Genomic DNA, 22708 nt, shown 5'->3' with positions numbered 1-22708 from the left:
CCGGCCCCACCTGCCGGAATGCCATCGTGTACGGCATGGTTGTGCCGTACACGGTCCGGCGGGACGAGCCCGGCGGGCCGGTCGCGGAGAACGGGAACGATCCATGGGCGAGTTGATCCTGATACGGCACGGCGAGACGGCGTGGACCCTGACCGGTCAGCACACCAGCCACACCGACCTGCCGCTCACCGAGCACGGCGAGGCCCAGGCCCGCGCGGTGGCGCCGCTGCTCGCCGGACACCGGATCGGGCTCACGCTCGTCAGCCCGACGGCCCGCGCCCGCCGCACCGCCGAACTCGCCGGACTCACCGACCCGCAGGTGCGGCCCGATCTGAGCGAGTGGGACTACGGCGGGTACGAGGGCGTCACCACCCCCGAGATCCAGCGCGAGCGCCCCGACTGGAACCTGTGGACCGACGGGGTGGCCGCCGGGCCCGCCGAGCACCCCGGCGAGAGCGCCGAGCAGGTCGGCGAGCGGGCCGACCGGGTGCTCGCGGAGGCGCGCGCCGCGCTCGCGGCTTCCGACAGCGATGTCACCCTCGTCGCCCACTCGCACTTCCTGCGCGTCCTGACGGCCCGCTATCTGGGGCTGCCCGCCTCGGCCGGGTCGCTGTTCCTGCTCGGCACCGGGGCCGTGTCGCGGCTGGGGACCGAGCACGGCCGGCCCGTGATCACCGCGTGGAACGCGACTCTTGCCCAGAGCGTGCCCGCGCCCGTGGGGTGAGGCGGCCGGCGCCTGCCCCCAGCGCGAGTTCCGCGAGCGCCTCGGGGGCGCCGCGCTGACCCCGTATCCCGGGAAAGGCGTTGACGTCCACGATGAGCGGGGCGCCGCTCGCGTCGATGAGATCCACCCCGTACACGTCCAGGGCGAAGGCTTCCCCCACCCGGAGCGCCAGCTCGGCCCAGCCGGGCGGCAGGTCGTCGAGCGCGAGCGAGCGGGTGGGGCCGCGCCCGCCGGGCGCCAGCTCGGAGCGGCGCAGGGCCGCGAAGACCCGGTCGCCGATCACCCACAGCTTGTGGTCCCAGCCGCTGTTGGCGGTGAACTCCTGCACCACCACCGGCTCCCGCGCCCACGCCCCGACCAGCGCCCGCAGCCCCGCCGCGTCGTCGGCGCGCGCGACCAGGTCGTGGCGGCGGCTGTGGCGGCTCTTCACCACCAGCGGATACGCGAGGTCCGGGTCGTCCGGCAGAGGGGCGAGCGCGGCGAAGGTGCGGGTGGCCGCGAACGGCAGCCCGGCCGCGTCGGCCAGCTCCGCCATCGCCGTGCGGTCCTGGCAGAGGGCGGTCGCGGACGCGGAGTTCAGCACCGCGGCGCCCCGCAGCTCCAGCTCCCGGGCGAGCGCGAGGGCGTGCGGCGTACGGGACTTGAGCAGGTAGACGTCCGCGACCCGGTCCGGGGGCTGCGAGGCCGGGTCCACCGGCTCCACCACGTGCTCGCGGGCGAGCAGGGCCGTGGTGGCGGCGAGCAGCGGATGGCCGGGCTCCGGAGTGATCAGCCCGACCCTCATACCGCCGCCCCCGGCTGCTGTTCCGGGACGAGAGCCGCCGGGAACACGTCCGGGCCGCTCCCCCGGCCCGTGCGGGCCAGTTCGAGCACGGCGCGCGCCACCCGGGCCGCGGCCTGGGGGACCTGACGGAAGCTCGGGAAGTCGTTCACGTCGACCACCACCGGCCCGTCGGGGCCGAGCAGCACGTCCACGCCGTACAGGTCCAGGCCGTAGACCGCGCCGACCTGCGCGACGGTCGCGGCCACCTCGGCGGGCAGCGCCACCTGGCGCTCGCGCACGGCGTGGTCGGGGTGGAGCGGGGAGCAGCGCTCGGTGGCGTACAGCTCGCCGCCCACGCAGTACACCTTGAGGTCCACGCCCGAGTTGGGCACGTACGGCTGGGCCACCAGCATGCCCTGACCCGCCAACTGTCCCATCATCGCGGCGAGCCGGTCCGGCGACGGCACCAGGCACACCCCGCGCCCGGCGCTGCCGTCGGCGGGCTTGACCACCAGCGGGAACTCGGACTCGGGTATCTCCGCGAGCAGTTCCGGAACGGCCGCCGCGTACGTCGTCGGCATCGGCAGACCCCGGCTGCGGCCGATGGCCGCCGCGAGCGCCTTGTCCCGTACGCCCCGTATCGACCGGGCGTCGTTGACGGTGGTCAGACCGACCGCGGCGGCGGCCTCCAGGAGCGTGAGGCCCGGGCCGCCGGACACCGTCTTGAGCACCCAGGCGTCATGGCTGCCCGCGTTGACCGCCTCGGACATCCGCAGTAGGGAACCGCCGGGGCGCAGCACGTCCACCCGATGACCCCAGGCGACGAGTTGGCTGATCACCTCCACCGGCATGCCGTCGTGGCGGTAGTGCTCCTCCACCAGAAAGCAGAGCCTCATCGACCTTCCCCTGTAACCCCCCGGACGTCCGCCGATCTGTCCGGCGAGCTGTGACGACACAGGATGTCATGAACAGCCGGGAACCTCGCTCCCCGCCCCGGAACGGGTTCCGGCGCAGGTCAGCACGGTCGCCGGGGAAAGGGGACTTGCCCTTCACACTAATGTGAGGGTTCGATCATGGCCGTATGCCGACCGCATCACCGGCGCGCACCGCCGCGCCGACCGCCACCGGACCCGCCGCACTGCCGCTGGGCGCCCTGCTCACACTGGCCGCGACGGCCTTCACCGCCGTGCTGACCGAGCTGCTGCCCGCGGGACTGCTTCCGCGCATGGGCGGCGGACTCGGCGTGTCGGAGGGCCGGGTGGGATTCCTGGTGACGCTGTACGCGGCCGCCTCGTTCCTCTCCGCGATACCGCTCACCGCGCTGCTGCGCGGGCTGCCCCGGCGTACGGTCCTCATCGGCGCGCTCACCGGCCTCGCCCTCGCCGACGCCGTCACCGCGCTCTCCTCCTCCTACCTCCTGACCTGTGCGGCCCGACTGCTGGCCGGGGCGATGGGCGGCACCCTCTGGGCGATGCTCGCGGGCTACGGGGCCCGGCTGGTCCCCGCCGAACGCCGGGGCCGCGCCATCGCGATCGTCCTCGCGGGCATCACGGTCGCGCTCTCGCTCGGCGTGCCGCTGGGCACGGCGCTCGCGGGCACGGTGGGCTGGCGCGCGGGCTTCGGGGCGCTCGCCGTCCTCGCCGCGCTCCTGATCCTCAGCGCGCTCCGGTACGTGCCCGACTTCCCCGGCGAGCCGAGCGCCGGGCGGACCCCGCTGCGGCACATCGCGGCCCTGCCGGGCATCCGGACCGTCCTGTCGGTCACCCTGCTGCTGCTCCTCGGCCACCAGGCGGTGTACACGTTCCTGGTGCCGTTCGCCGAGCACGCCGGGTTCGGGCGCGCGGGCCTGGTCCTCTTCGTCTTCGGGGCCGCGACCGTCGGCGGCATCTGGCTCGCGGGCGCGCTGGCCGACCGCAGGCTGCGGGCCGCGCTGCTGGGCGCCCTGGGTCTGATCGCCTTCGTGATGGCGGCACTTGGCGCACTGGGGCGGGTGCCCGCCGTCCTGGTGGTCGCGGTCACGCTGTGGGGCGCGGCCTTCGGCGGGGCGCCGACGCTGATCCAGACGGCCCTGGTCGACGTCTCGGGACCGGAGCACGCGGACGTGGCCACCTCGCTCCAGGCGACCGTCTACAACGTCGGGATCGCCGCCGGATCGCTCACCGGGGGCGTGGTCCTGGAGAACGCGGGCGCCGGGGCGTTGCCCTGGACGGCCCTGCCGCTCGTCATCGGTGCCGTACTGGTGGTTTGGACCGCACGCACCCGTGGTTTCCCTGTCCGGCGGCGCGTGCGCTGATCGCCCAAGGTCGGCCGCAGGCATATGTCAGAAGCACCACCGTATCGAGTGTTGCCAAATCCCTTACGGGGCATCGCTCCCTGTGCAACAGTCGTTACCGGTCCATCCTTCCGACTTGCAGTGCCGCGCCTGTATCGGAGTACGTCATGCCGTCCCATCTGTTCGCGGACCGTCCCAGCCCGCAACCGCCGGAGCGGGAGACGGTCGACGCGCTGATCACGCAGACCCGTCGGCTGCGCGGCGGAGTGGACGCCGTCCGGCGCGACGCGCTCGTGGACGACGACGACGCGCACGGCCGCTGGCAGCGCGCCCTGTGCGACCTGGCGGTCCATCACCTCGACGACCTCGGCACGCACTTGGACCAGCTGAAGGAGGGCCTGCCCGAGCCCGCCGCGGAGGAGCTCGGCGAAGAGGAGGCACCGGCCGGGTACGAACTCGACCCGATGCCCGGCTCGCTGCTCAGCCGGGTCGGCAGCGCCGAGTGGAACCTGCTCACGGACGCGGTGGACTGGTCCGACGAGCTCTTCCAGATATTCGGACGGGCGCCCGAGAGCGGAGCGATGTCGCTCGACGAACTGCCGTCGATGGTGTTCGCCGACGACCAGGCGCTGCTCACGGCCATGGTGACGGACTGTCTGGTCGACGGGAAGCCGATCGACGGGGAGTTCCGGATCGTCCGGACCGACGGGCGCGTGCGGACGCTGCACATGATGGGCGAGCCGGTGCTCGACACGGACGGCTGCACCGCCTCGATGTGGGCGGTGCTGCGCGACGTCAGCGAGCTGCGCCGCAGCCAGCGCGCCGTGCGGGAGTCGCGCGACTCGCTGCGGCGCGAACAGCACATCGCCCAGACCGAACACCGGCTCGCGGTCGAGCTCCAGGAGGCCGTGCTGCCGCCGTGGCGCGGCTCGCTGCGGCTTCCCCAGGGCAACCCGGCGGCGCTCGACGTGGCGGCGCACTATCTGCCGTCGGGCACCAGCGCGCTCATCGGCGGCGACTGGTACGACGCGCTCGAACTGCCCGACGGCAGGTCTTTACTGACCGTCGGAGACCTCACCGGCCACGGCGTCACCGCCACCGGTGCCATGGCCATGCTGCTCGGCGCGCTGCGCGGCATGGCCGTCGCCGGCATCCGCCCCGGCGATCTGATGGGCCACCTCAACCAGCTGCTCGACCACTCGGTCCAGCCCGCGCTCGGCAGCGCGGTCTGCTGCCAGTACGACCCGGCCACCCGCATCCTCTCCTGGGCGCAAGCAGGACACCCCGCCCCACTGCTGTTCCGCGGTGGGACGGGGTGCGCTCTGACGCCGCCGGACGGGGTGCTGCTCGGAGCGACGTCAGGAGCCGGGTACGGACAGGCCGAGGTACAGCTGAGGCCCGGCGATCTGCTGGTCCTGCACACCGACGGGCTGACCCGGCGGGGCACCTCGGACGAGCCGGGGTGCCGCAGGCTGCTTGAACTCGCCGCCCGCCTCGAAACGGTCCGCACGGCGCAGGACGGAGTGCGGACGGTGGTGGAGGAGTTCGGCGAGACGGACCGAGAAGATGACGCGTGTGTGCTGGTGGCACGCATCGGGTCGTGAACTTCCCGGCGGCATGGATCGGTTGTTGACGGCGGTACGGATCGATTGAGCAGAATGGGGTTGTGAGCGGGTCCGGCTGACCGGGCCCGCTACAGGTCCATGCTCCGGCCCCGCCTCGTCGGTGCCTTCGGCAGGGCCAGTTGGATTTCCTCGCGGAGGTCCTGGATCTTCTGGTACCCGGCGTACTGCCCGGTCAGCCGGTACATCTCGCGCAGCCGGTCCCAGGTGCGGTGGGAGGAGGTCTCCCCCATCGACACCAGGGCCAACCGGGCGTAGCGGTCCGCCTGTTCGGGGTCGTCGGCGATGAAGCAGGCCGAGGCGAGCGAGATGTAGTCGAAGATCTTCGAGCGCTGGCGCCCGTTGACCCGGAGTTCGAGCGCCTGTTTGGCATGGCGGGCAGCCACGCCCGCCGCGCTCGCGTCGTGCTCGGCGAGCGTACGGAACGCCAGGGCCTGCATGCCGTGGAGGTCCGCCTCGTCGAACATCTGCATCCAGCTCGGCGGGGGCACGTCGCCCCGGTCCGAGACGAAGAGCTCCTCTGCCTCGCCGAGGGTACGCCGCATCGCCTGGCCCTGCCCCATCGACGCCTGCGCCCAGGCCTCGATGGTGTGCAGCATGGCCCGGGTGCGCGGCAGGGTCTCGTCGCCGGAACCGGACTTGGCGAGCTTCATGAGGTCGAGCGCGTCGTCGGGACGGCCCAGATGGACCATCTGCCGGGCGGCGCGGGACAGTGCTTCGCCGGCGCGCGGGCGGTCGCCGCCCTCGCGGGCCGCGTGCGCGGCGATGACGAAGTACTTCTGGGCGGTCGGTTCGAGGCCGATGTCGTGGGACATCCAGCCGGCCAGGACGGCCAGGTTGGCGGCGACGCCCCACAGGCGCCGCTGGAGATGGTCGGGGTGACGGTAGGCGAGCATGCCGCCCACCTCGTTGAGCTGGCCCACCACGGCCTTGCGCTGAAGTCCGCCGCCCCGGGACGCGTCCCAGGCGCGGAAGACCTCGACCGAGCGCTCCAGCGCCCCGATCTCCTGCGACCCGATGGGGGCGGCCTCGTAGCGGTCGTACCCGGCGGGGTCGGCGTAGAGGGGATCGTCGAGTCGGGGGGCGTCGGCCGAGAGTACGGGGTCGGTGTGCAGCCAGTCGTGCATGGCGCTGCTGAGTGCGGAGCCTGCGGCGAGCGCGGCGCCCGCGCCCACCAGACCGCGTCGGTTGAGCATGAGGTCCATTCCCGTGAATTCGGTGAGGACCGCCGCCGTCCGTTCAGGCGCCCACGGTAGGCCGTCGGGGTTCTGCTTGGGTCCGACGTCCCGCCGCTTTCCGGCGCGCCCTTGCCGGTCGAAACCGAGGTCCTCGATGGTCACGACACGGCCGAGCCGCTCGGTGAACAGAGCCGCCAGCACCCTCGGCACCGGATCGCGCGGGGACTCCCCCATGTCGATCCAACGCCGCACCCGCGAGGTGTCGGTGGCCAGCTGGGGGTGGCCCATCGCGGCCGCCTGCCGGTTCACCAGCCTCGCGAGTTCGCCCTTGGACCAGCCGGCGAGGCCGAAGAGGTCGTTCAGGCGAGTGTTGGGTTGTCCGTTCACTTCAAGCCCCCAGGTTCTCGGCTGAGTTGACAGTAACCCCCTGTCAGATGCGGTGCGACTATTCGCCACGGTTCGCCAGGGTGCGCCACATGGTGTGCCACCCGCGGTCGGGTGTCAGGTAAGAAGGCGCCACCCCGCCCCGGCAGGCGGACCCCATTCCCCAGGGTGGGATCAGGGCCACCGGGGCCGGGTTGGCCAGCAACTCGTCGGCGCACGAAGGGATCTGTCTCGCCCATGTACACAGCATCGTCCTCCGTGTCAGCCCCGCCCCGGCCGCACCGCCACCTGGTGACGGGCGGCGGACCGTACCTCGACCCCTCGCACGCCGCTCCGGCGGCGCTCGGCGCCGGCCGGACCGCGCGCCGGCCCGGGGCGGGCGTCCAACCGCTCAGCGGGAGGATCGACTTGTCCGGTCCGCAGGGCGCGCAGCTGCGGATGGCCATCGCGTCGGTGCACCGCATCTGTCCCGAGTTCAATCCGGTGCAGGTGCTGCGGCGCAGCGGCCGGTCCGTGCTGCTCGTCGGATCGACCGGCCGCGCCACGGCGGTCGCCAAGTGCCTCCTGGACCACTCGCCCGTCTGGGCCGAGCGGTTCAGGCACGAAATAGCGGTCTACCGCGCGTTCGTCCGGCACCGCCCACCGGTGCGGGTGCCGCGGCTGATCGCCGCGGACCCCGACAACTGCACCCTGGTGATCGAGCGGATGCCCGGACGAGCGGCGGCGCTGTCCCGCCACCCGGTCGAGGCTCCGCCCCGCGCGGACGTCCGGGCGGCGCTCGGGGCGATCGGCCGGGTCAACGCCTGGCGGCCACCGGCCGAGATGTTCGGCCGGCCGCTGGAGTACGCGCCGCGGATCGCCCGCTACCACGAGCTCGGGCTCTTCACCGACCGGGATCTGAGCGACCTCCAGAAGCTGCTGCACGGTCTGGCCCACTCGGGCCGCCCGGTCGCGTGGCAGTTCTCGCACGGCGAGGCGCTGCTGACGAACATCCTGCTGTCGCCCGCGGGGCCGGTGCTCGTCGACTGGGAGCACGCCGGCTGGTATCTGCCGGGGTACGACCTGGCGACGCTGTGGGCGGTGCTCGGGGACGCCCCGGTGGCCCGGCGGCAGATCAGCCAGGCGGCCCAGGCGTCCGGCCCGGCCGCGCGGGACGCCTTCCTGGTGAACCTGATGCTCGTACTGACGCGGGAGATCCGGACGTACGAGACGGCCGTGCAGCGCACCATGCGCGAGTCGGCGCCCTCGGGCGCGGCCTCGCCGCAGCAGCCGGGTGTGCCGTCGGCCGGGGAGCAGCAGCGGCTGCTGCTGCGCAGGCTGCACGACGACTGCGCCCTGGCGCGTCGGGCCGTGCGTGCGGCGGTCGGGACCCGCTGACCGCCGCGTGAGGGCCCGTTCCGGCTACCTGCTCCGCTGGAACGGGCCCGTGGGAAAGGTGCGCGCCGCGCGCCCGGTGCCGACACACCGGACGCGCGGCGCGCCGCCGCGCGCGCTCAGCGCACCCGTACGACATCTACGTCGGCGGCCCGCACCACGGCGATGCGGTGGCCGATCTGCACGGTGACGTACTTGGCCGAGCCGGGGAAGTACGTGTGGTCGTACGGGCGGGACGAGTCGATCGTCGGCGCGTAGAAGTAGCCGCTGGGCGCCTCGCCGCCGCCGGGGTAGGACTGGCCCGCCTTGATGGTGTACGCGAGCGGGGTGCCGACGCGTGGCGCGGTGAAGTCGGCCGGGTAGTCGGACTTCTCGGGGTAGGCGACGCCGTACACCGGCACCTCCGTCAGACCCGCCTTGGGCCGTACGACGTAGCCCGCGGTCGGTGTGGTGGTGCGGGTGTGCTCGGGCGTCCGGAGCCAGGCCTTCTGGCCGTACCACCAGATCGCCGTCCAGCCCTCTCTGCGCTCGGCCACCACGGCCTGCTGGGTGGCGCTGATCTTGCTACCCCAGTCGTTGGCGCAGTTGGTGCCGGGCTCGCCGGGCGCGTGCAGGCCGGGGTCGGCGAACAGCGGGGCCGTGGCGGAGGGTTCGATGTGCAGCGGGACGGCGCTGCTGCCCTGGGCGGGCAGGTCGGCGTTCTTCTCGCAGTCCCGGAACACCTGCTGGTTGGCGGCGAACTTGGGGCTGATGGTGACCAGTTGGCTGCCGGGCCGGGCGGTGGGGTGGGTGGGTGCGCCGAGCACGGCCATGAAGCGGTTCCAGTCCCAGTACGGGCCCGGGTCCCAGTGCATGTTCTTGGTGCCGCCTGCCGTGGTCGGCGGTACGTTCTCGTGGCCGATGATGTGCTGGCGGTCCAGCGGGATGTCGTACTTGGCGGCGAGATAGCGCACCAGGGCGGCCGTGGAGCGGTACATCTCCGGCGTGTACCACTTGGCGCCCTCGACGGCGACGCCCTCCTGCTCGATGCCGATGGAGTGCGTGTTGATGTACCAGTTCCCGGCCTGCCAGGCCACGTCCTTGGTCTTCACCATCTGCGCCACATGGCCGTCCGAGGAGCGCACGACGTAGTGGGCGGAGACGGCTCTCTTGGGATCCTGGAAGATCCTGATCGTGCCGTCGTAGTCCTCTTCGGTGTCGTGCAGGACGATGTACTTGATCCGGTTGGTGGACGGCCGGTCGGCGATGTCGTAGTTCCCGTACGCCTGTTTGTTGTCCGGATCGCCGTTCTGCTGGTAGGCCGCCGGGATCCAGTCGCACTTCAGCACGCGCGGGCACTCGGTGGTGCGCTCCTGTGCGCCGGCCGGTGCCACGGGGGAGAGCAGGGCGAGGCCGAAGGCCCCGGTGGCGGTCAGCGCGAGTGCGAGCCTGGTCCTCTGATGGGATGTCATGACAACCCTTCCTGCCGGGAGTTCACCTCGGGTGCGGTGCGCGCACACTGTGTGACCCCGGGTGAGGGCGCGTCAAGAGTGCCGCCACAAGGGTGGGTTGTATCAGTGGACCAGACCGGTGGCAGGCCGTTGACCTGCCACTGGCGCCGTCAGCCCTGCTGGAAGAGCTCCGCGGGCAGCGGCTTCAGGAGGGCGTACAGGTCGTCGGTGATCGGCCGGTCCCAGCTGGCGATGGTGACCAGCACGTTGTCGCTGCGGTCGAACTGCACACAGGAGACGCGGCTCTCGGACAGCTTGAGGCGCCGCACGATCAGCAGGTTGTCGCCCTGCATCACGGGGATGTCCTCGGAGTCGACGACCTCGACCGGCTCGTCGTTCTCCAGCGCGAGCAGGAGCTGGGCGACCTCGAAGGGCACCTGGCCCTCGTCGAGCTCCCGGGCCGGCGAGCCCTCGGGCAGGTTGCCGATGACCATCGCGGGGCCGCGGCCGCCGAACAGGTCGTAGCGCAGGAAGACGCCCTGGCAGCTTCCGTCGGGCGCGGGCAGCAGCCCGGCACCGAGGTTTCCGGGCCAGTCGCCCGGGTCCATGGCCAGGACATCGAAGTCCGGGCCCGCGGGAGTGGCGGAGCTGCGGCGGCGGAGGAACGACATGCCGCCCATGGTACGTGGCCGGGGCACCTCGACGGGCCCCGGCCCACGTCCGGCGGTTCAGCGCGGCGGCGTCCCCGGCGCCGGGCGGTTCTCGGCGTGCCGCAGCAGCTCCGGCAGCCCGGCCAGATCGGTGCCGATCTTGCGGAAGACGCCCGAGAGCAGCAGTTCCACGGCCCGCTCCCGGATGCCCAGCTCCTCGGCGATGCGGGTGTTCTCCCAGCCCCGCGCCGCCCGGTCGGCCACCGTCTTCTCCTGCGCGGTGAGCGAGTCCGTGCCCACCGCACGCAGCCGCAGCGGGCGCAGCCCCGACGCGGCCAGCTCGTCGCGCGCCCGGGCCGCCAGCGCGTCGGCGCCGCACACCACCGCGCTCTCCATGCCCCGGATGAGCAGCTCCGAGGCGTCCTGGGGCAGCCCGGCCCGGCTGAGCGCCGTGCCGTGGTCGACCAGCGCGCAGGCCAGCTCGTACGCGGACGGCGAGCGCTCCAGGTAGTGCACCGCCTCCGCGAGGAGCTTGAGGCTCTTCGCGCCGGTGGCCACCTTGGCGGCGGAGTGCAGGGCCCGGCCGATGGCGCCCGCGGTGCCGAACCGGCGGGCCAGCTCGACTCCCTCGTCGGCCACCTTCTGGGCCTCCGCCGGGTCCGCCTGGGCCAGCGCCTCGGCGAGCAGCGGCCGCCAGGGGCACCACGCCGGGTTGCGCATGCCCCTGCGGTCCAGGCGCCGGCCGACCGCGCGCAGCCGCTGCTCGGCGTCGCTGCGCAGACCGCGGGCGAGCAGCAGCTCGCTGTAGACGGTCTCGGAGTCGGGGTAGACGACGGCGTTGGGGACGACCTGGCCGTAGTTGTACCGGTCGGACAGCTCCTGCGCCTCGTCGACCCGGCCCCGGGCCAGCAGGATCTCGATCAGGATGCCGAGGGCGAACCACTGGGCCGGGATGCGCTGGCCGACCCGGTCAGCGATCCGCAGCCCGCCGTGGACCAGGTCCTCGGCCTCGGCGAGGCGGCCGCGGCAGAACCGGATGTACCCGAGCAGGGTGAGGCCGAACGAGAGGTGGGCGCCGCGCCAGCCGCGGTTCTCGCACTCCGCGATGCCCCTGCTGAACAGCTCGTCCGCGCGGCCCGGCTGGTCGCAGTACATGAACGTGAGCGCGACCATGACGGGGACCTCGAAGCCCCAGTCCTCGTCGGTCCAGGAGAGTCCGTCACCCAGCGCCTCCTCCGCGTAGGAGAGGGCGACGGCGGCGGGCTCGCCGCGGACCATGGCGTCCCAGGCGCGCAGCCCGAGGATGTAGCGCTCGGCCATGCCCCGGGTGGTGAGGTGATCGGCGAGCCGGGCCAGCCTGCGCGAGCGGGCCGCCGAGTCCTCCTCGTCGGCCCGGAACGCGTTCCACTTGAATCCCTCGGCCTGCATGCGCAGCCGGGTGCGGGGGTTGGTGGAGCTGCGGCCCTCCACGGAGACCAGCTCGGCCGCCTCGCCCATCCGGTCGGTATGCGCCAGCGCCTGGGCCAGTCGGTAGGTGATCGCCTCGCGCAGGGCGGGGTCGAGCTCCGGCTCCTCCAGGGCGGCCTGGAGGTGGTTGACCGTGGTGGCCGGTTCGTTCAGGAGCGCCGAGCAGCCGAGCTCGAACAGCACCTCGGCCCGCTCCTCCAGGGAGGGCGGTTCGCGCAGGGCGCGGGCCAGGCAGCGCCGGGCCGCCTCGGGCGCACCGGCCCGCATGCACTCGCGCGCGGCGGCCCTGAGCTGCTGGACCGCCCAGCGGTCGTCCTCGGGATGCATCTCAAGGAGGTGGCGGGCGGCAACCGTGGGGCCGAGGCCCGCCTCGGTGACGCAGACCGCCGCCTGGCCGTGCATCGCCACCCGCATCGCGGGCGGGATGGCGCGGTAGACGGCCGTGCCGACCAGCGGGTGGAAGAAGTCCAGCGGTCGGAGTCGCCCGTGCGGCCGGCCAGGATGCGTGCCTCGCGCAGCCGCTGGATCGCGTCGGCGGACTCCTCGACGCCGAGGCCGCCCACGCTGCTCGCCATGTGCGGGTCGACCGCGGTGCCGAGGATGGCGACGGCCCAGGCCAGCCTGACCGGTGAGGGGCCGAGCCGCTCCAGGCGCTCGACGAGTCCGCTGCCGCGCGCCAGGGAGGCGAGCTCCCGCAGCTCGGCGGCGTTGGCGTAGTGCGGTTTGATGTTCCGCTCGCGGATCTTGGCGATCAGTTCGACCGCCTCGAACGGGTTGCCTCCCGTCAGCGCCCAGCACTCGCGGGAGAACAGGTCGTCGGCGCCGTTCTGCAGCACTTCGTGGACGAGCCTGCCCACGCCGTGCGGGGAGAGCGGCGCCAGGGTGACCGGCCGGGAGCCGTGCCGCTCGGCGAGCCTGCGGAACTCGCTCGCCTGCGCGGGCAGTTCCTCGGGCCGGTAGGCCACCACGATCAGGATCGGGAGCTCGGCCGCGCGCAGCGCGAACGAGCTGAGCCAGGTGAGGGACTCGTCGTCCGCCCAGTGCGCGTCGTCGACGATGAGTACCACCGGCGTGTGCTCCACGGCGAACCGGGTCACCAGCCAGTCGAGGCCGTCGCGCACGCCCTGCGGGTCCGGCGAGCCGCCCGGCAGGGCGACCAGGCCGACCGCGGGCGCCACGATGTCGTACCAGGTTCCGAGTATCCGCCGGTGTTCGCTCTCGCCGGCCGCGGCCAGCACCGGCTGCACCAGTTGGCGCACCACGTGGAAGGCCACGCCCTGCTCCTGCTCGCCGCCGCGGGCCGTCAGCAGGGTGCAGCCGCGGGCGACCGCCTCCCTGCGCACCTCGGCGAGCAGACTCGTCTTGCCCAGACCGGCCGCTCCCGAGACGGCGAGCAGCCCGCCGCTCGACGCGCCCGTATCCCCCTCGGCTCCCGCGCCGCACAGGTCGTCCAACATGCCTTCGAGGAGCAGGAGTTCATTCTCCCGCTCGAACAGTCGCCTGCGCGCACCACTGGTCCGCCGGCCTTTCATGTCCGCCACAACCGTCCCCTTTTGACAGTAGGGCCGAGCCTACGCTTTCGGACACGCACCGTGACACCGATGTGACCGTCTTGCAAACCCGGCTTGACTAACTCGCCTGGATCTGCTGGGGGGTTGACGCCGGTCCAGGGGGCGCGAAGCACCGGCCCACACGCCGCTTGTGCGGTTCCGGCCACGGGCGCACTATGAGCTTTCCGGACAGCAGCTCCGCCCAAGGCTGCTCACCCTTCGGCGCAGAGGAGGCGGAGCGATGTCGTCCCCAGCAGGCTCACCGCCGTCGGAGGACCGCACGGAGCTCATCGACATCCCGTTCCGCGCCCGCTGTCATCCGCGCCACGCGGCGGCACGTCAGCACACGCTCGACTGGCTTCACCGGTTCGGGATGCTCTCGGGCCAGAACGCCACGGACGAGTACGACGCGATGGGGCTCGAACGCCTGATGGCGTACTTCTACCCGGACGCCACGGACTCGGACCTCGCGCTGGCGACCGACCTCAACGCCTGGTTCTTCGTCTTCGACGACCAGTTCGACGGCCCGATCGGCCGGCAGCCGGACGCGGTGGCCCGGCAGATCGACATCATGCTGCGCACGATGAGCGACCGGGGCCCGGCGCCGGGCGATCCGACCAACCATCTCGCGGGCACGCTCGCGGAGTTGTGGAAGCGGCTGGGCGACGGCACCCCGCTCCTTTGGCAGGAGCGCTTCCGCGACCACTGGCGGGACTATCTGACGGCCTATCACTGGGAGGCCATCAACCGCACCCGCACCGGGCCGCCGTCGCTGCCCGGGTTCCTGCGCGGCCGCCGCGACTCCATCGGCGTACAGCCCTGTCTGGATCTCGTCGAGCGGTGCGGCCGGTACACGCTCCCCGACGAGCTGCACCGCGGCAGCCCGCTGGCCGAGATGCGCTGGATCACCGCCGATGTGGTGATCTTCGTCAACGACATCGTGTCGGTGGACAAGGAGCTGGCCGCCGGGGACGTCAACAACAGCGTGATCATCCTGCACAAGGGGGCCGGGCTCTCGGTGGACCGGGCCGTCCGCGACGTCGCCCGGCTGGCCAACTCCCGGGTGGAGCGCTTCCAGACGCTGGCGGTGCAGCTGACCGAGGAGCTCGCGTTCGCCGGGGTATCCAGCCAGTTGCGCGCCCAGGTCGACGACTATGTGGCGGGCATGCGGGCGCTGATGAGCGGCAACCTGGCGTGGTCGCGCACGACGGCCCGGTACGGCAAGACGGGCATCGAGGCCGCGGGCCGGGGCCAGCGCCCCTGGGCGCACCTCTTCGAGGAGACGGACGCGCTGGAGGCCTGACGCGGCTAGGACCCGTCGTGGAGCTGGTGGCGCCGCTGGTGGCGGGCGACCCGGGCGCGGTTGCCGCAGGAGGGCCTGCACCACTCCTGGCGCGGGTGCTCCTTGAGGAAGTACCGCACGCACCGGGGCGCGTGGCAGGCCCGCAGCTTCTCCCGGTCGGGCCCGGCCAGGAAGCCGACGGCGGCGCGGGCGAGCGCGGCGCAGAGCGCGGTGACGGCGTCGGGGGCGCCGGTGCCGCGGTGGACGGCGTACGGGTCGCGGCCCTCGGACCATTCCAGGTGGGGCACGGTGGGGACGGCTGCCGCGGCCGAGTTCAGCACCTCCAGGGCCATCCCGACGGGGAGCAGCCGCTGGGCGTCGGCGGGGCTCGGCGGGTCGGGTCGTACCGCGCGGGCGAAGAGGGCGCGCACGGCGGCCCGCAGGGCGCGCACCGCCGCGAGGGCCTCCTCGTCGGCGGTGAAGGCGTCGGCCGCGAAGCCATCCACGCCCGCATCCGACTCCAGTGCCGCCGCGTGCTCGCGCACCCACGCGGTCAGCCCCTCCGGTCCGCCCAGGTCGTCGGCGACCCCGCCCTGGCCGTCGTGCCGGACGGTGAGGGCGAGAGCGAGTACGAGGGAGTGGTCGGCCATGCGGCTAATGGTAGCCACGGCGGCAAGCGTTAGACCGGGACGGTGTCCGGGAGCCCGGGGCGCGGGTGCTCCGCGCTCGGGCCCCGCCCGGCCGGTGGGCCGGGCGGGTGCGCGGACGCTCGCGGTCGGCCGGGGCGACTCCGTCCGGCCGGTCCCTCAGGTGAGGTCGAACTCCCCGTCGCGCGCGTTCAGCACGAAGGCGCGCCACTCTGCCGGGCTGAAGATCAGCGAGGGGCTGCCCGGGCGGCCTCCGTTGCGCATCGCGATGAACCCCTCGACGAACGCGATCTGGACGTCTCCCGTTCCTTGGCTGCTCGACCTCCAGTCGGCCTTGCTGAGATCGAGATCCGGCTTGTCCCAGCCCACAAGGGTCTGCTGGGTGGTGCTCTCGGCCACGTCCCTGCTCCTCCCGGTTCCCTGTCGTCCGGGGGCCAGACTAGCGATCGCGTCCGGTCCCGGACAGGCCACGGAAGGAGTACCGCGACCCGCCCCCGGCGAGGGCCCGTACGGCCCCGGCGACCGGCCGCCCGTGCCCCCTGCGAGGCCGGCCGGATCCGCCGGACAGGCCCTAGCGGCTCGGCGGCTCGGACCCGACCAGCCACATGGAGAAGAACTGCGAGCCGCCGCCGTAGGCGTGCCCGAGCGCCCTGCGGGCCCCCTCCACCTGGTGCTCGCCGGCCCGGCCCCGCACCTGGAGGGCCGCCTCGGCGAAGCGGATCATGCCGGAGGCGCCGATGGGGTTGGTGGAGAGCACCCCGCCCGACGGGTTCACCGGGAGGTCCCCGTCGAGCTCGGTGACGCCCGACTCGGTGAGCTTCCAGCCCTCGCCCTCCGCCGCGAACCCCAGGTTCTCCAGCCACATGGGCTCGTACCAGGAGAACGGCACGTACATCTCGACGGCGTCGATCTCGCGGCGCGGGTCGGCGATCCCGGCCTGCCGGTAGACGTCGGCGGCGCAGTCCTTGCCCGCGCGGGGCGAGACGAAGTCCTTGCCCGCGAAGAGCGTGGGCTCGCTGCGCATCGCGCCGCCGTGCACCCAGGCGGGCGGATGCGGCGAACGGGCCGCGCCCGCCCGGTCGGTGAGGACCATCGCGCACGCTCCATCGGAGGACGGGCACGTCTCCGAGTAGCGGATCGGGTCCCAGAGCATCGGGGACGCCTGCACCTTCTCCAGGGTGATGTCCCGCTCGTGCAGATGCGCGTACGGGTTGAGGAGCGCGTTGCGCCGGTCCTTGTAGGCGACGAGCGAGCCCACCGTGTCGGGGGCGCCGGTGCGCCGCATGTACGCGCGCACGTGCGGCGCGAAGAAGCCGCCCGCCCCGGCGAGCAGCGGCTGCTGGAAGGGGATGGGCAGCGACAGTCCCCACATGGCGTTGGACTCGGACTGCTTCTCGAAGGCCAGGGTCAGGACCGTGCCGTGGACCCGGGCGGCCACCAGGTTGGCGGCGACCAGCGCGGTCGAGCCGCCGACCGAGCCCGCCGTGTGCACGCGCAGCATGGGCTTGCCGACCGCGCCGAGGGCATCGGCGAGGTACAGCTCCGGCATCATCAGCCCCTCGAAGAAGTCGGGGGCTTTGCCGATGACGACCGCGTCGATGTCCGCCCATGTCAACGTGGCGTCATCCAGGGCGCGTTGGGCGGCCTCGCGGACCAGTCCGGCGATCGACACGTCGTGTCGGGCGGCGACGTGCTTGGTCTGGCCGATCCCGACGACGGCCACGGGTTCCTTGCTCACGACGGCTCCCCCTCCAGGACGGCGACGAGGTTCTGCTGGAGGCACGGCCCCGAGGTGGCGTGGGCCAGCACCCGGTCGGACTCGCCCCGGTGGATGGCGGCGGCCGCCTCACCGATGCGGATGAGCCCTGCGGCCATCACGGGGTTGGCGGCCAGCGCTCCCCCGGACGGGTTGACCCGTACCGAATCGTCCAGCCGCAGCGCCTTGCGCAGCACCACTTCCTGCGAGCTGAAGGGGGCGTGCAGTTCGGCGGTGTCGACGGGCCGCTCGAAGGCGCCCGCGCGCTCGGCGGCGAGCCGGGCCGACGGTGAGTCGGTGAGGTCGCGCACGCCCAGGCCGTGCGCCTCGATGCGGTGGTCCATGCCCCGGATCCAGGCGGGCCGCTCGCACAGCCCGCGCACGGTGTCCCCGGCGGCGAGGATCACGGCGGCGGCCCCGTCCCCGACCGGCGGGCAGTCGCCGGTGCGCAGCGGGCGTACGAGGTAGTCGCCCTGCGGCCGTGAACCGCGCACCTGGGCATGGGGGTTGGCGGTGGCGGAGTCCCGGCTGCTCGCCGCGATCGCGGCGAGCGCGGGCTCGTCGGTGTCGCCCGCGTCGATCAGGGCCTGCGCCTGGAGCGCGGCCAGCGCGACGGAGTCGGGCCACAGGGGCGCCAGGTAGTACGGGTCGAGCTGGCGCGTCAGTACGTCACGGACCTCGCCGGGCGAGGACTTGCCGTACGAGTAGACGAGCGCGGTGTCGGCCTCGCCTGTGAGGATCTTCACCCAGGCCTCGTAGAGCGCCCAGGCGCCGTCCATCTCGACGTGCGACTCGGCGATCGGCGGCCAGGCGCCCACACCGTCGAGGGCCATGGTGAAGGAGAAGGCGCGGCCCGCGAGGTAGTCGGAGGAGCCCGAGCAGGTGAAGCCGATGTCGCTGGTCTTCAGCCCGGTCCGGTCCAGTACCTCGTGCAGCACCGGCATCAGCATCTCGACCTCGGAGAGCTCGTCCGTGCGGCGCCGGTGGTCGGTCTGCGCGAAGGCGACGACGGCCACATCCCGTGCGGGGCGCATCAGATCAGCTCCTTGTACGTGTCGTAGTCGGCGTCGGGCTCGCCGGTGGGCCGGTAGTGGTCGGGGTGACGCCCGCCTTCGGTCCACACCGGCTCGACCCGCAGCCCCATCCGCACCTGGTCGTAGGGGATGCCGCCGATCCGGCCGTGCAGGGCGAGGTCGGCGCCGTCGAGGGCGATGTGCGCGTAGACGTAGGGCACTTCGATGTCGAGGTTCTTCGCCTTGATGTTGACGATGCAGTACGTGGTGACGGTCCCGGCCGGACCCACCTCCACCCGCTCGTCGGTGGCGACCCCGCAGGTGGGGCAGGCCCCGCGCGGCGGCACGTACACCTTGCGGCACACCGGGCAGCGCTCGCCGACGGTCCGGTGGTCGGCCAGGGCCTCGATGTATCCGGCCTGGGCGCGGCCCGGGCTGTAGGTGTAGTCGAGCCGGGCCGGGGCGACGATCCCGGTGACGGGGGCGTTGAACTCGCCCGTGTGCGGGGAGGGTTCGCCCGCTGACTCGCTCTCGTACGGTTCGAAGCACGCGATGTCGGTGATCGCGCCGGCGCGTTCCGGCGCCCACCGCACGCGCACCCGCATCCCGGTCCGCACGGCGTCGGGGCCCGGCGCGTCCAGGGCGTGCAGCAGTGCGGTGTCGGCGCCGTCGAGCCGCACCAGGACCCAGGCGAAGGGGCGTTCCAGCGGCTGCCCCCGGCGCGGGGACGGGTTCCAGGCCCAGGTGGTGACGGTGCCGGTGGCGGCGACCTCGACGAGGTCGCGGAGCTCCTCGGCGGTGGCGGGGTCGTACTCGACGGGCGGCACGAGCGTCCGGCCGTCGGAGGTCCGCACACCGAGGACGGTCCGCTCGCGCAGCCCGGTGAGGAAAGCGCTCTGGACCGGGCCGAGCGAGCGGGTGAACGGGAACTCGACCACCAGGGGGGCGCTGAGGACTTCGGGCATCGGTAATTCCTTCTCGAGTGCGTCGACTTGGAGCTCCGGGGCCGCGCCCCTCCAGGGGCGCGGGGAACTGCGCGACCAGCCACCGACGGCCCGCAGTCGAATCACCGCACTTCCAGCGGAGCGTCAAGCGCGCCGGTAGACGGGCGGGCGCTTCTCGGCGAAGGCGCGGGCGCCTTCCTTGGCGTCGGTGGTGTCGAAGACCGGCCAGCCGCGCTTCAGCTCGGCGGCGAGCCCCTCGGTCTCGGTCATCTCGGCGGTCTCGTACACCGAGGCCTTGACCGCCTCGACGGCGAGCGGACCGCAGGCGTTGATCTGCTCGGCGAGGGCGAGCGCCTGCTCCAGCGCGGTGCCGTCGGGCACGACCCGCCCGACGAGCCCGATGTCCCGCGCCTCGGCCGCGCTGTAGGCCCGCCCGGTGAGCAACATCTCCAGGGCGTGGGTGCGCGGGACCTGGCGCTGGAGCCGGACGGTCGAGCCGCCGATCGGGAAGAGCCCGCGCCGGACCTCGAAGAGCCCGAAGGTGGCGCTCTCGCCCGCCACCCGGATGTCGGTGCCCTGGAGGATCTCGGTGCCGCCCGCCACACAGGGGCCCTCGACGGCCGCGATCACGGGTTTGCGGGGGCGGTGGTGGCGCAGCATCGCCTTCCAGTGCAGATCCGGGTCGGCCTTGAGGCGGTCCCGGTACCGCTCGCCCTCCATCCCCTTGCCCGCCAGGGCCTTGAGGTCCATGCCCGCGCAGAACGCACCGCCGGCGCCGGTGAGGACGACTGAGCGGACCGCGTCGTCGGCGTCGGCCTCCAGCCAGCCGTCGTAGAGGCCGACCAGCATCGACAGCGAGAGCGCGTTCCTGGTCTCCGGCCGGTTGAGCGTCAGTACGAGTGTGGCGCCCTCGCGCCGCACGGTGAGGTGTTCGGTGCCACCCATGCCCATGCCTCCCGTCGTCGGACTGGAACAGGTTGCAGGAGCCGGGGGCGCAGTTCAATAGTTTTCTGACAGTCAGTCAGATTCTTTCGCCGGGGCCCCTTCACAGTTGTGGTCGGCTCTGCTCTGATGACGGCCACACGGATGGCGCCGGGGTCAGGAGGAGCGGTGGAGTACAACCTTGCCGACCTGTTCGAGTCGGTCGTCGACGTGGTCCCCGACCGCGAGGCACTGGTCTACCTCGACCACCCGGGCACGGGGGCGGAGCGCCGACTGACGTACGCGCATCTCGACGCAGCCGCCAACCGGATCGCACACCACCTCATCAACAACGGCATCGGGCCGGGCGAGCACCTGGGCCTGCATCTGTACAACGGCGTCGAATACCTCCAGACCGTGCTCGGCTGCCTCAAGGCGCGGATCGTCCCGGTCAACGTCAACTACCGCTATGTGGAAGACGAGTTGGTCTACCTCTACCGGGACGCCGATCTGGCGGCGCTGGTCTTCGACGCGGAGTTCACCGAGCGCGTGGCGGGCGCGCTGCCGCACACCGAGAAGCTGCGCCACCTCGTACGGGTCGGGGAACCGCCCGAGGGCGCGCCCGCACTGGACGCGGTGCCGTTCGCCGAGGCCGAGGCGGCCGGGTCCGAGGGGCGGGGGTTCGCACCCCGCTCGCCCGACGACCTCTTCATCATCTACACCGGCGGCACCACCGGCATGCCCAAGGGCGTGATGTGGCGCCAGGAGGACCTGTTCTTCTCCGGGCTCGGCGGCGGCGCACCCACGGGCGAGCCGGTCGCTCGCCCCGAGGAGCTGGCCGAGCGGGTCGCGGCGGGCGGCGAGGGCATCACCTTCTTCCCCACTCCCCCGCTGATGCACGGCACCTCCACGCTCACCGCGTTCATCGGCTTCAACTTCGGCCAGCGCGTCGTCATCCACCGCAAGTTCGCGCCCGAGGAGGTCCTGCGGACGGTGGAGAAGGAGAAGGTCACCAGCATGTCGCTCGTCGGCGACGCGATGCTGCGCCCGCTCATCGACGCGCTGAGCGGCCCGATGAAGGGCACCGACTGCTCGTCGATGTTCAGCGTCTCGTCCTCCGGCGCGATCATGTCCGAGACGGTCCGCGCCCAGTTCAGCGCGCTGGTGCCGACCGCGCTGCTGCTCAACAACTTCGGCTCGTCCGAGTCCGGCTTCAACGGCACCGCCACCGACGACTCCGGCCCCGACAAGGGCTTCCGGCTGCGTGTCAACTCCCGTACGGCGGTGGTCGACCCGGCCACGCACGAGCCGGTGAAGCCCGGTGAGCCCGGCCGGATCGCGCAGCGCGGCCATGTGCCGCTCGGCTACTACAACGACCCGGCGAAGACCGCCGAGACGTTCTTCCAGCGGGGCGACGAGCGCTGGGTGCTGCTCGGTGACATGGCCACGGTCGACGAGGACGGCATCGTCACGGTCCTGGGGCGGGGCTCGCAGTGCATCAACACCGGGGGCGAGAAGGTGTATCCGGAGGAGGTAGAGCAGGCGCTCAAGTCGCACCCGGACGTGTACGACGCGCTGGTCGCCGGGGTGCCGGACACCACTTGGGGCAACCACGTGGCGGCCGTGGTGCAGCTGCGCGAGGGTGCCGAGGAGCCGACCCTCGACGACATCCAGAGCCACTGCCGCACCCGGCTCGCGGGGTACAAGGTGCCGCGCCAGCTGGTGATCGCCCCGAGCATCCAGCGCTCACCGAGCGGCAAGGCGGACTACCGGTGGGCGCGGGCGGTGGCGGCGGGGGCCGACTCCCCCGCCGGGTGACCTCAGAACCCGAACTCCATCAGGGCCGCCACAAATTCGTCCGGCCGGACCGTGTGGACCGAGTGGCCTGCGTCGATGGTGACGAGACGGGAGCCGGGGATGCGGGCGGCCATCTCGGCGATGCCCGCCTGGTCCATGATCTCGCTCGCCGCGCCGCCCGCGACCAGCAGGGTCGGCACGGCGAGCCCGGCGAGCCGCTCGCGCCAGGCCGGGTCGGGCGCGTTGAGCTGGGCGTTGGTGTCGGCGACCACCGGCCAGTCGAAGGCGAGCTCCTCGTCGGGCCGCGCCATGAATCCGCGCGCCGGATCCATCGGTACGAACGTGGGCGCCTCCTCCAGGACCAGCCGCCCGATCAGCTCGGGCGCGTCCTGGGCGAGCAGCAGCGCGGCCCCGCCGCCCATGGAGTGGCCGACCAGGTCGGCACCGGCCAGGCCGAGCGCGTCGATCAAGCCGCGCAGGTCGTCGCGGAAGCCCTCGAACGAGTAGCGGCCGGGCCAGTCGCTGAGGCCGTGGCCGCGCAGGTCGACCGCGTACACCCGACGCGTCGCGGCGAGCCGCTCGGCCACCTCCGTCCAGTGCGCGCCGGAGCCGCCGCGCCCGTGCGCGAGCACGACGGGCGGTGCTGAGGCGTCGCCCCAGGTGCGGTAGGCGAGCCGGTTGCCGGAGGCGGTCCGTACGTTGTGGACGCCGGGTGCGAGGAAGGCGGCGACCATACGGGCGAAGTCGCCGTCGTACGGATCGGCCATGGCCGGTGGCTTCGACGCCCCCGTCGGGCGGTGGACGAGTGCGGTCCCGTCGTACTCGGTGAACTTCGGCATGCCGGTGATCCTCACAGGCCGTGGTGAGCGGGCCAAGGGATTTCGCCGACAGCGCGAACGGCGGCGGGAGGGGAGGGCTACGCGGTCGGCGGCGC

Annotated in this window: 20 protein-coding genes; 6 read left to right on the top strand and 14 right to left on the bottom strand. The window is 72.9% G+C overall.

All coding sequences use genetic code 11. The features are described 5' to 3' along the window. Positions 1 to 103: 103 nt before the first annotated feature. Positions 104 to 724 (top strand): histidine phosphatase family protein, encoded by a 621-nt coding sequence (locus IE252_RS10195; protein WP_190089028.1) that lies wholly within the window; start codon positions 104 to 106, stop codon positions 722 to 724. On the opposite strand, the gene IE252_RS10190 is transcribed toward IE252_RS10195, so the two are convergent. Beyond that, positions 672 to 1508, bottom strand: a complete 837-nt coding sequence (locus IE252_RS10190; RefSeq protein ID WP_190089027.1) for an ATP-grasp domain-containing protein — start codon at positions 1506 to 1508, stop codon at positions 672 to 674. The genes IE252_RS10195 and IE252_RS10190 overlap by 53 nt on opposite strands. After that, the gene (locus IE252_RS10185) at positions 1505 to 2383 is read right to left on the bottom strand and encodes an ATP-grasp domain-containing protein (RefSeq protein WP_190089026.1); all 879 of its coding nucleotides are present in this window, start codon (positions 2381 to 2383) and stop codon (positions 1505 to 1507) included. Before IE252_RS10185 ends, IE252_RS10190 begins: the two co-directional genes overlap by 4 nt. Before the next feature lie 185 nt (positions 2384 to 2568). Here IE252_RS10185 and IE252_RS10180 point away from each other — a divergent pair, with 185 nt between their 5' ends. Both IE252_RS10180 and IE252_RS10175 read left to right on the top strand, forming a co-directional pair. Further along, complete coding sequence (locus tag IE252_RS10180) at positions 2569 to 3780, top strand: MFS transporter (RefSeq protein ID WP_190089025.1); 1212 nt, start codon at positions 2569 to 2571, stop codon at positions 3778 to 3780. Positions 3781 to 3926: 146 nt separating this feature from the next. Continuing rightward, positions 3927 to 5363 carry a PP2C family protein-serine/threonine phosphatase gene (locus IE252_RS10175; RefSeq protein WP_190089024.1) on the top strand — a complete coding sequence of 479 codons (1437 nt, stop codon included), beginning with the start codon at positions 3927 to 3929 and terminating at the stop codon, positions 5361 to 5363. Between the two features lie 89 nt (positions 5364 to 5452). On the opposite strand, the gene IE252_RS10170 is transcribed toward IE252_RS10175, so the two are convergent. Further along, the gene (locus tag IE252_RS10170) at positions 5453 to 6946 is read right to left on the bottom strand and encodes a DNA-binding protein NsdB (RefSeq protein WP_190089023.1); all 1494 of its coding nucleotides are present in this window, start codon (positions 6944 to 6946) and stop codon (positions 5453 to 5455) included. A gap of 234 nt (positions 6947 to 7180) precedes the next feature. Between IE252_RS10170 and IE252_RS10165 the strand changes: the two genes are divergently transcribed. Beyond that, a complete protein-coding gene (locus tag IE252_RS10165) occupies positions 7181 to 8320 on the top strand; it encodes an aminoglycoside phosphotransferase family protein (RefSeq protein ID WP_190089022.1) in 1140 nt (379 codons plus the stop codon). 116 nt (positions 8321 to 8436) lie between these two features. Here the strand turns inward: IE252_RS10165 and IE252_RS10160 are convergent, their stop codons facing one another. The 4 genes from IE252_RS10160 to IE252_RS44130 all read right to left on the bottom strand — a co-directional run bounded on the left by IE252_RS10160 (position 8437) and on the right by IE252_RS44130 (position 13396). Next, positions 8437 to 9768, bottom strand: a complete 1332-nt coding sequence (locus IE252_RS10160) for an N-acetylmuramoyl-L-alanine amidase (RefSeq protein WP_190089021.1) — start codon at positions 9766 to 9768, stop codon at positions 8437 to 8439. Positions 9769 to 9917: 149 nt separating this feature from the next. Beyond that, positions 9918 to 10418 carry a glycosyltransferase family protein gene (locus IE252_RS10155; protein ID WP_101392197.1) on the bottom strand — a complete coding sequence of 167 codons (501 nt, stop codon included), beginning with the start codon at positions 10416 to 10418 and terminating at the stop codon, positions 9918 to 9920. A 57-nt stretch (positions 10419 to 10475) separates the two neighbouring features. Continuing rightward, complete coding sequence (locus IE252_RS44135) at positions 10476 to 10793, bottom strand: LuxR C-terminal-related transcriptional regulator (protein WP_229848275.1); 318 nt, start codon at positions 10791 to 10793, stop codon at positions 10476 to 10478. 1220 nt (positions 10794 to 12013) lie between these two features. Beyond that, the gene (locus tag IE252_RS44130) at positions 12014 to 13396 is read right to left on the bottom strand and encodes an ATP-binding protein (protein ID WP_229848272.1); all 1383 of its coding nucleotides are present in this window, start codon (positions 13394 to 13396) and stop codon (positions 12014 to 12016) included. Between the two features lie 259 nt (positions 13397 to 13655). On the opposite strand from IE252_RS44130, the gene IE252_RS10145 reads away from it, so the two are divergent. Continuing rightward, positions 13656 to 14717, top strand: coding sequence for an isoafricanol synthase (locus IE252_RS10145; RefSeq protein WP_190089020.1), 1062 nt, complete (start codon positions 13656 to 13658; stop codon positions 14715 to 14717). Positions 14718 to 14722: 5 nt separating this feature from the next. Here the strand turns inward: IE252_RS10145 and IE252_RS10140 are convergent, their stop codons facing one another. From IE252_RS10140 to IE252_RS10115, 6 genes are all read right to left on the bottom strand, one after another. Beyond that, positions 14723 to 15346 (bottom strand): ABATE domain-containing protein, encoded by a 624-nt coding sequence (locus IE252_RS10140; protein ID WP_190089019.1) that lies wholly within the window; start codon positions 15344 to 15346, stop codon positions 14723 to 14725. Between the two features lie 156 nt (positions 15347 to 15502). Beyond that, positions 15503 to 15742: a DUF397 domain-containing protein gene (locus IE252_RS10135; protein WP_101386816.1), complete on the bottom strand. Its 240-nt coding sequence runs from the start codon at positions 15740 to 15742 to the stop codon at positions 15503 to 15505. Positions 15743 to 15914: 172 nt separating this feature from the next. Continuing rightward, complete coding sequence (locus IE252_RS10130; protein ID WP_190089018.1) at positions 15915 to 17081, bottom strand: thiolase family protein; 1167 nt, start codon at positions 17079 to 17081, stop codon at positions 15915 to 15917. Then, a complete protein-coding gene (locus tag IE252_RS10125; protein WP_190089017.1) occupies positions 17078 to 18133 on the bottom strand; it encodes a thiolase family protein in 1056 nt (351 codons plus the stop codon). The genes IE252_RS10130 and IE252_RS10125 overlap by 4 nt, the downstream gene beginning before the upstream one ends. Further along, positions 18133 to 19077 carry a Zn-ribbon domain-containing OB-fold protein gene (locus IE252_RS10120; RefSeq protein WP_190089016.1) on the bottom strand — a complete coding sequence of 315 codons (945 nt, stop codon included), beginning with the start codon at positions 19075 to 19077 and terminating at the stop codon, positions 18133 to 18135. The genes IE252_RS10125 and IE252_RS10120 overlap by 1 nt, the downstream gene beginning before the upstream one ends. A gap of 123 nt (positions 19078 to 19200) precedes the next feature. Further along, complete coding sequence (locus IE252_RS10115; RefSeq protein WP_190089015.1) at positions 19201 to 20001, bottom strand: crotonase/enoyl-CoA hydratase family protein; 801 nt, start codon at positions 19999 to 20001, stop codon at positions 19201 to 19203. 165 nt (positions 20002 to 20166) lie between these two features. Here IE252_RS10115 and IE252_RS10110 point away from each other — a divergent pair, with 165 nt between their 5' ends. Beyond that, on the top strand, positions 20167 to 21795 hold the full coding sequence (locus IE252_RS10110) for an acyl-CoA synthetase (RefSeq protein WP_190089014.1): 1629 nt from the start codon (positions 20167 to 20169) through the stop codon (positions 21793 to 21795). A gap of 2 nt (positions 21796 to 21797) precedes the next feature. Here IE252_RS10110 and IE252_RS10105 read toward each other — a convergent pair whose 3' ends face one another. Then, positions 21798 to 22613: an alpha/beta fold hydrolase gene (locus IE252_RS10105; protein ID WP_190089013.1), complete on the bottom strand. Its 816-nt coding sequence runs from the start codon at positions 22611 to 22613 to the stop codon at positions 21798 to 21800. Positions 22614 to 22708: the final 95 nt, after the last annotated feature.

Source organism: Streptomyces melanogenes (genome assembly GCF_014649795.1).
GTDB classification, from domain to species: Bacteria; Actinomycetota; Actinomycetes; order Streptomycetales; family Streptomycetaceae; genus Streptomyces; species Streptomyces noboritoensis.
This window is presented reverse-complemented; position numbering and strand designations above follow the sequence as displayed.

What these genes read in the sequence shown, in the direction of transcription:
- IE252_RS10195 (WP_190089028.1), top strand. Translation starts at nt 104, where the DNA reads ATGGGCGAGTTGATCCTGATACGGCACGGCGAGACGGCGTGGACCCTG.
- IE252_RS10190 (WP_190089027.1), bottom strand. Translation starts at nt 1,508, where the DNA reads ATGAGGGTCGGGCTGATCACTCCGGAGCCCGGCCATCCGCTGCTCGCC.
- IE252_RS10185 (WP_190089026.1), bottom strand. Translation starts at nt 2,383, where the DNA reads ATGAGGCTCTGCTTTCTGGTGGAGGAGCACTACCGCCACGACGGCATG.
- IE252_RS10180 (WP_190089025.1), top strand. Translation starts at nt 2,569, where the DNA reads ATGCCGACCGCATCACCGGCGCGCACCGCCGCGCCGACCGCCACCGGA.
- IE252_RS10175 (WP_190089024.1), top strand. Translation starts at nt 3,927, where the DNA reads ATGCCGTCCCATCTGTTCGCGGACCGTCCCAGCCCGCAACCGCCGGAG.
- IE252_RS10165 (WP_190089022.1), top strand. Translation starts at nt 7,181, where the DNA reads ATGTACACAGCATCGTCCTCCGTGTCAGCCCCGCCCCGGCCGCACCGC.
- IE252_RS10160 (WP_190089021.1), bottom strand. Translation starts at nt 9,768, where the DNA reads ATGACATCCCATCAGAGGACCAGGCTCGCACTCGCGCTGACCGCCACC.
- IE252_RS10155 (WP_101392197.1), bottom strand. Translation starts at nt 10,418, where the DNA reads ATGTCGTTCCTCCGCCGCCGCAGCTCCGCCACTCCCGCGGGCCCGGAC.
- IE252_RS44135 (WP_229848275.1), bottom strand. Translation starts at nt 10,793, where the DNA reads ATGGAGAGCGCGGTGGTGTGCGGCGCCGACGCGCTGGCGGCCCGGGCG.
- IE252_RS44130 (WP_229848272.1), bottom strand. Translation starts at nt 13,396, where the DNA reads ATGAAAGGCCGGCGGACCAGTGGTGCGCGCAGGCGACTGTTCGAGCGG.
- IE252_RS10145 (WP_190089020.1), top strand. Translation starts at nt 13,656, where the DNA reads ATGTCGTCCCCAGCAGGCTCACCGCCGTCGGAGGACCGCACGGAGCTC.
- IE252_RS10140 (WP_190089019.1), bottom strand. Translation starts at nt 15,346, where the DNA reads ATGGCCGACCACTCCCTCGTACTCGCTCTCGCCCTCACCGTCCGGCAC.
- IE252_RS10125 (WP_190089017.1), bottom strand. Translation starts at nt 18,133, where the DNA reads ATGCGCCCCGCACGGGATGTGGCCGTCGTCGCCTTCGCGCAGACCGAC.
- IE252_RS10120 (WP_190089016.1), bottom strand. Translation starts at nt 19,077, where the DNA reads ATGCCCGAAGTCCTCAGCGCCCCCCTGGTGGTCGAGTTCCCGTTCACC.
- IE252_RS10115 (WP_190089015.1), bottom strand. Translation starts at nt 20,001, where the DNA reads ATGGGTGGCACCGAACACCTCACCGTGCGGCGCGAGGGCGCCACACTC.
- IE252_RS10105 (WP_190089013.1), bottom strand. Translation starts at nt 22,613, where the DNA reads ATGCCGAAGTTCACCGAGTACGACGGGACCGCACTCGTCCACCGCCCG.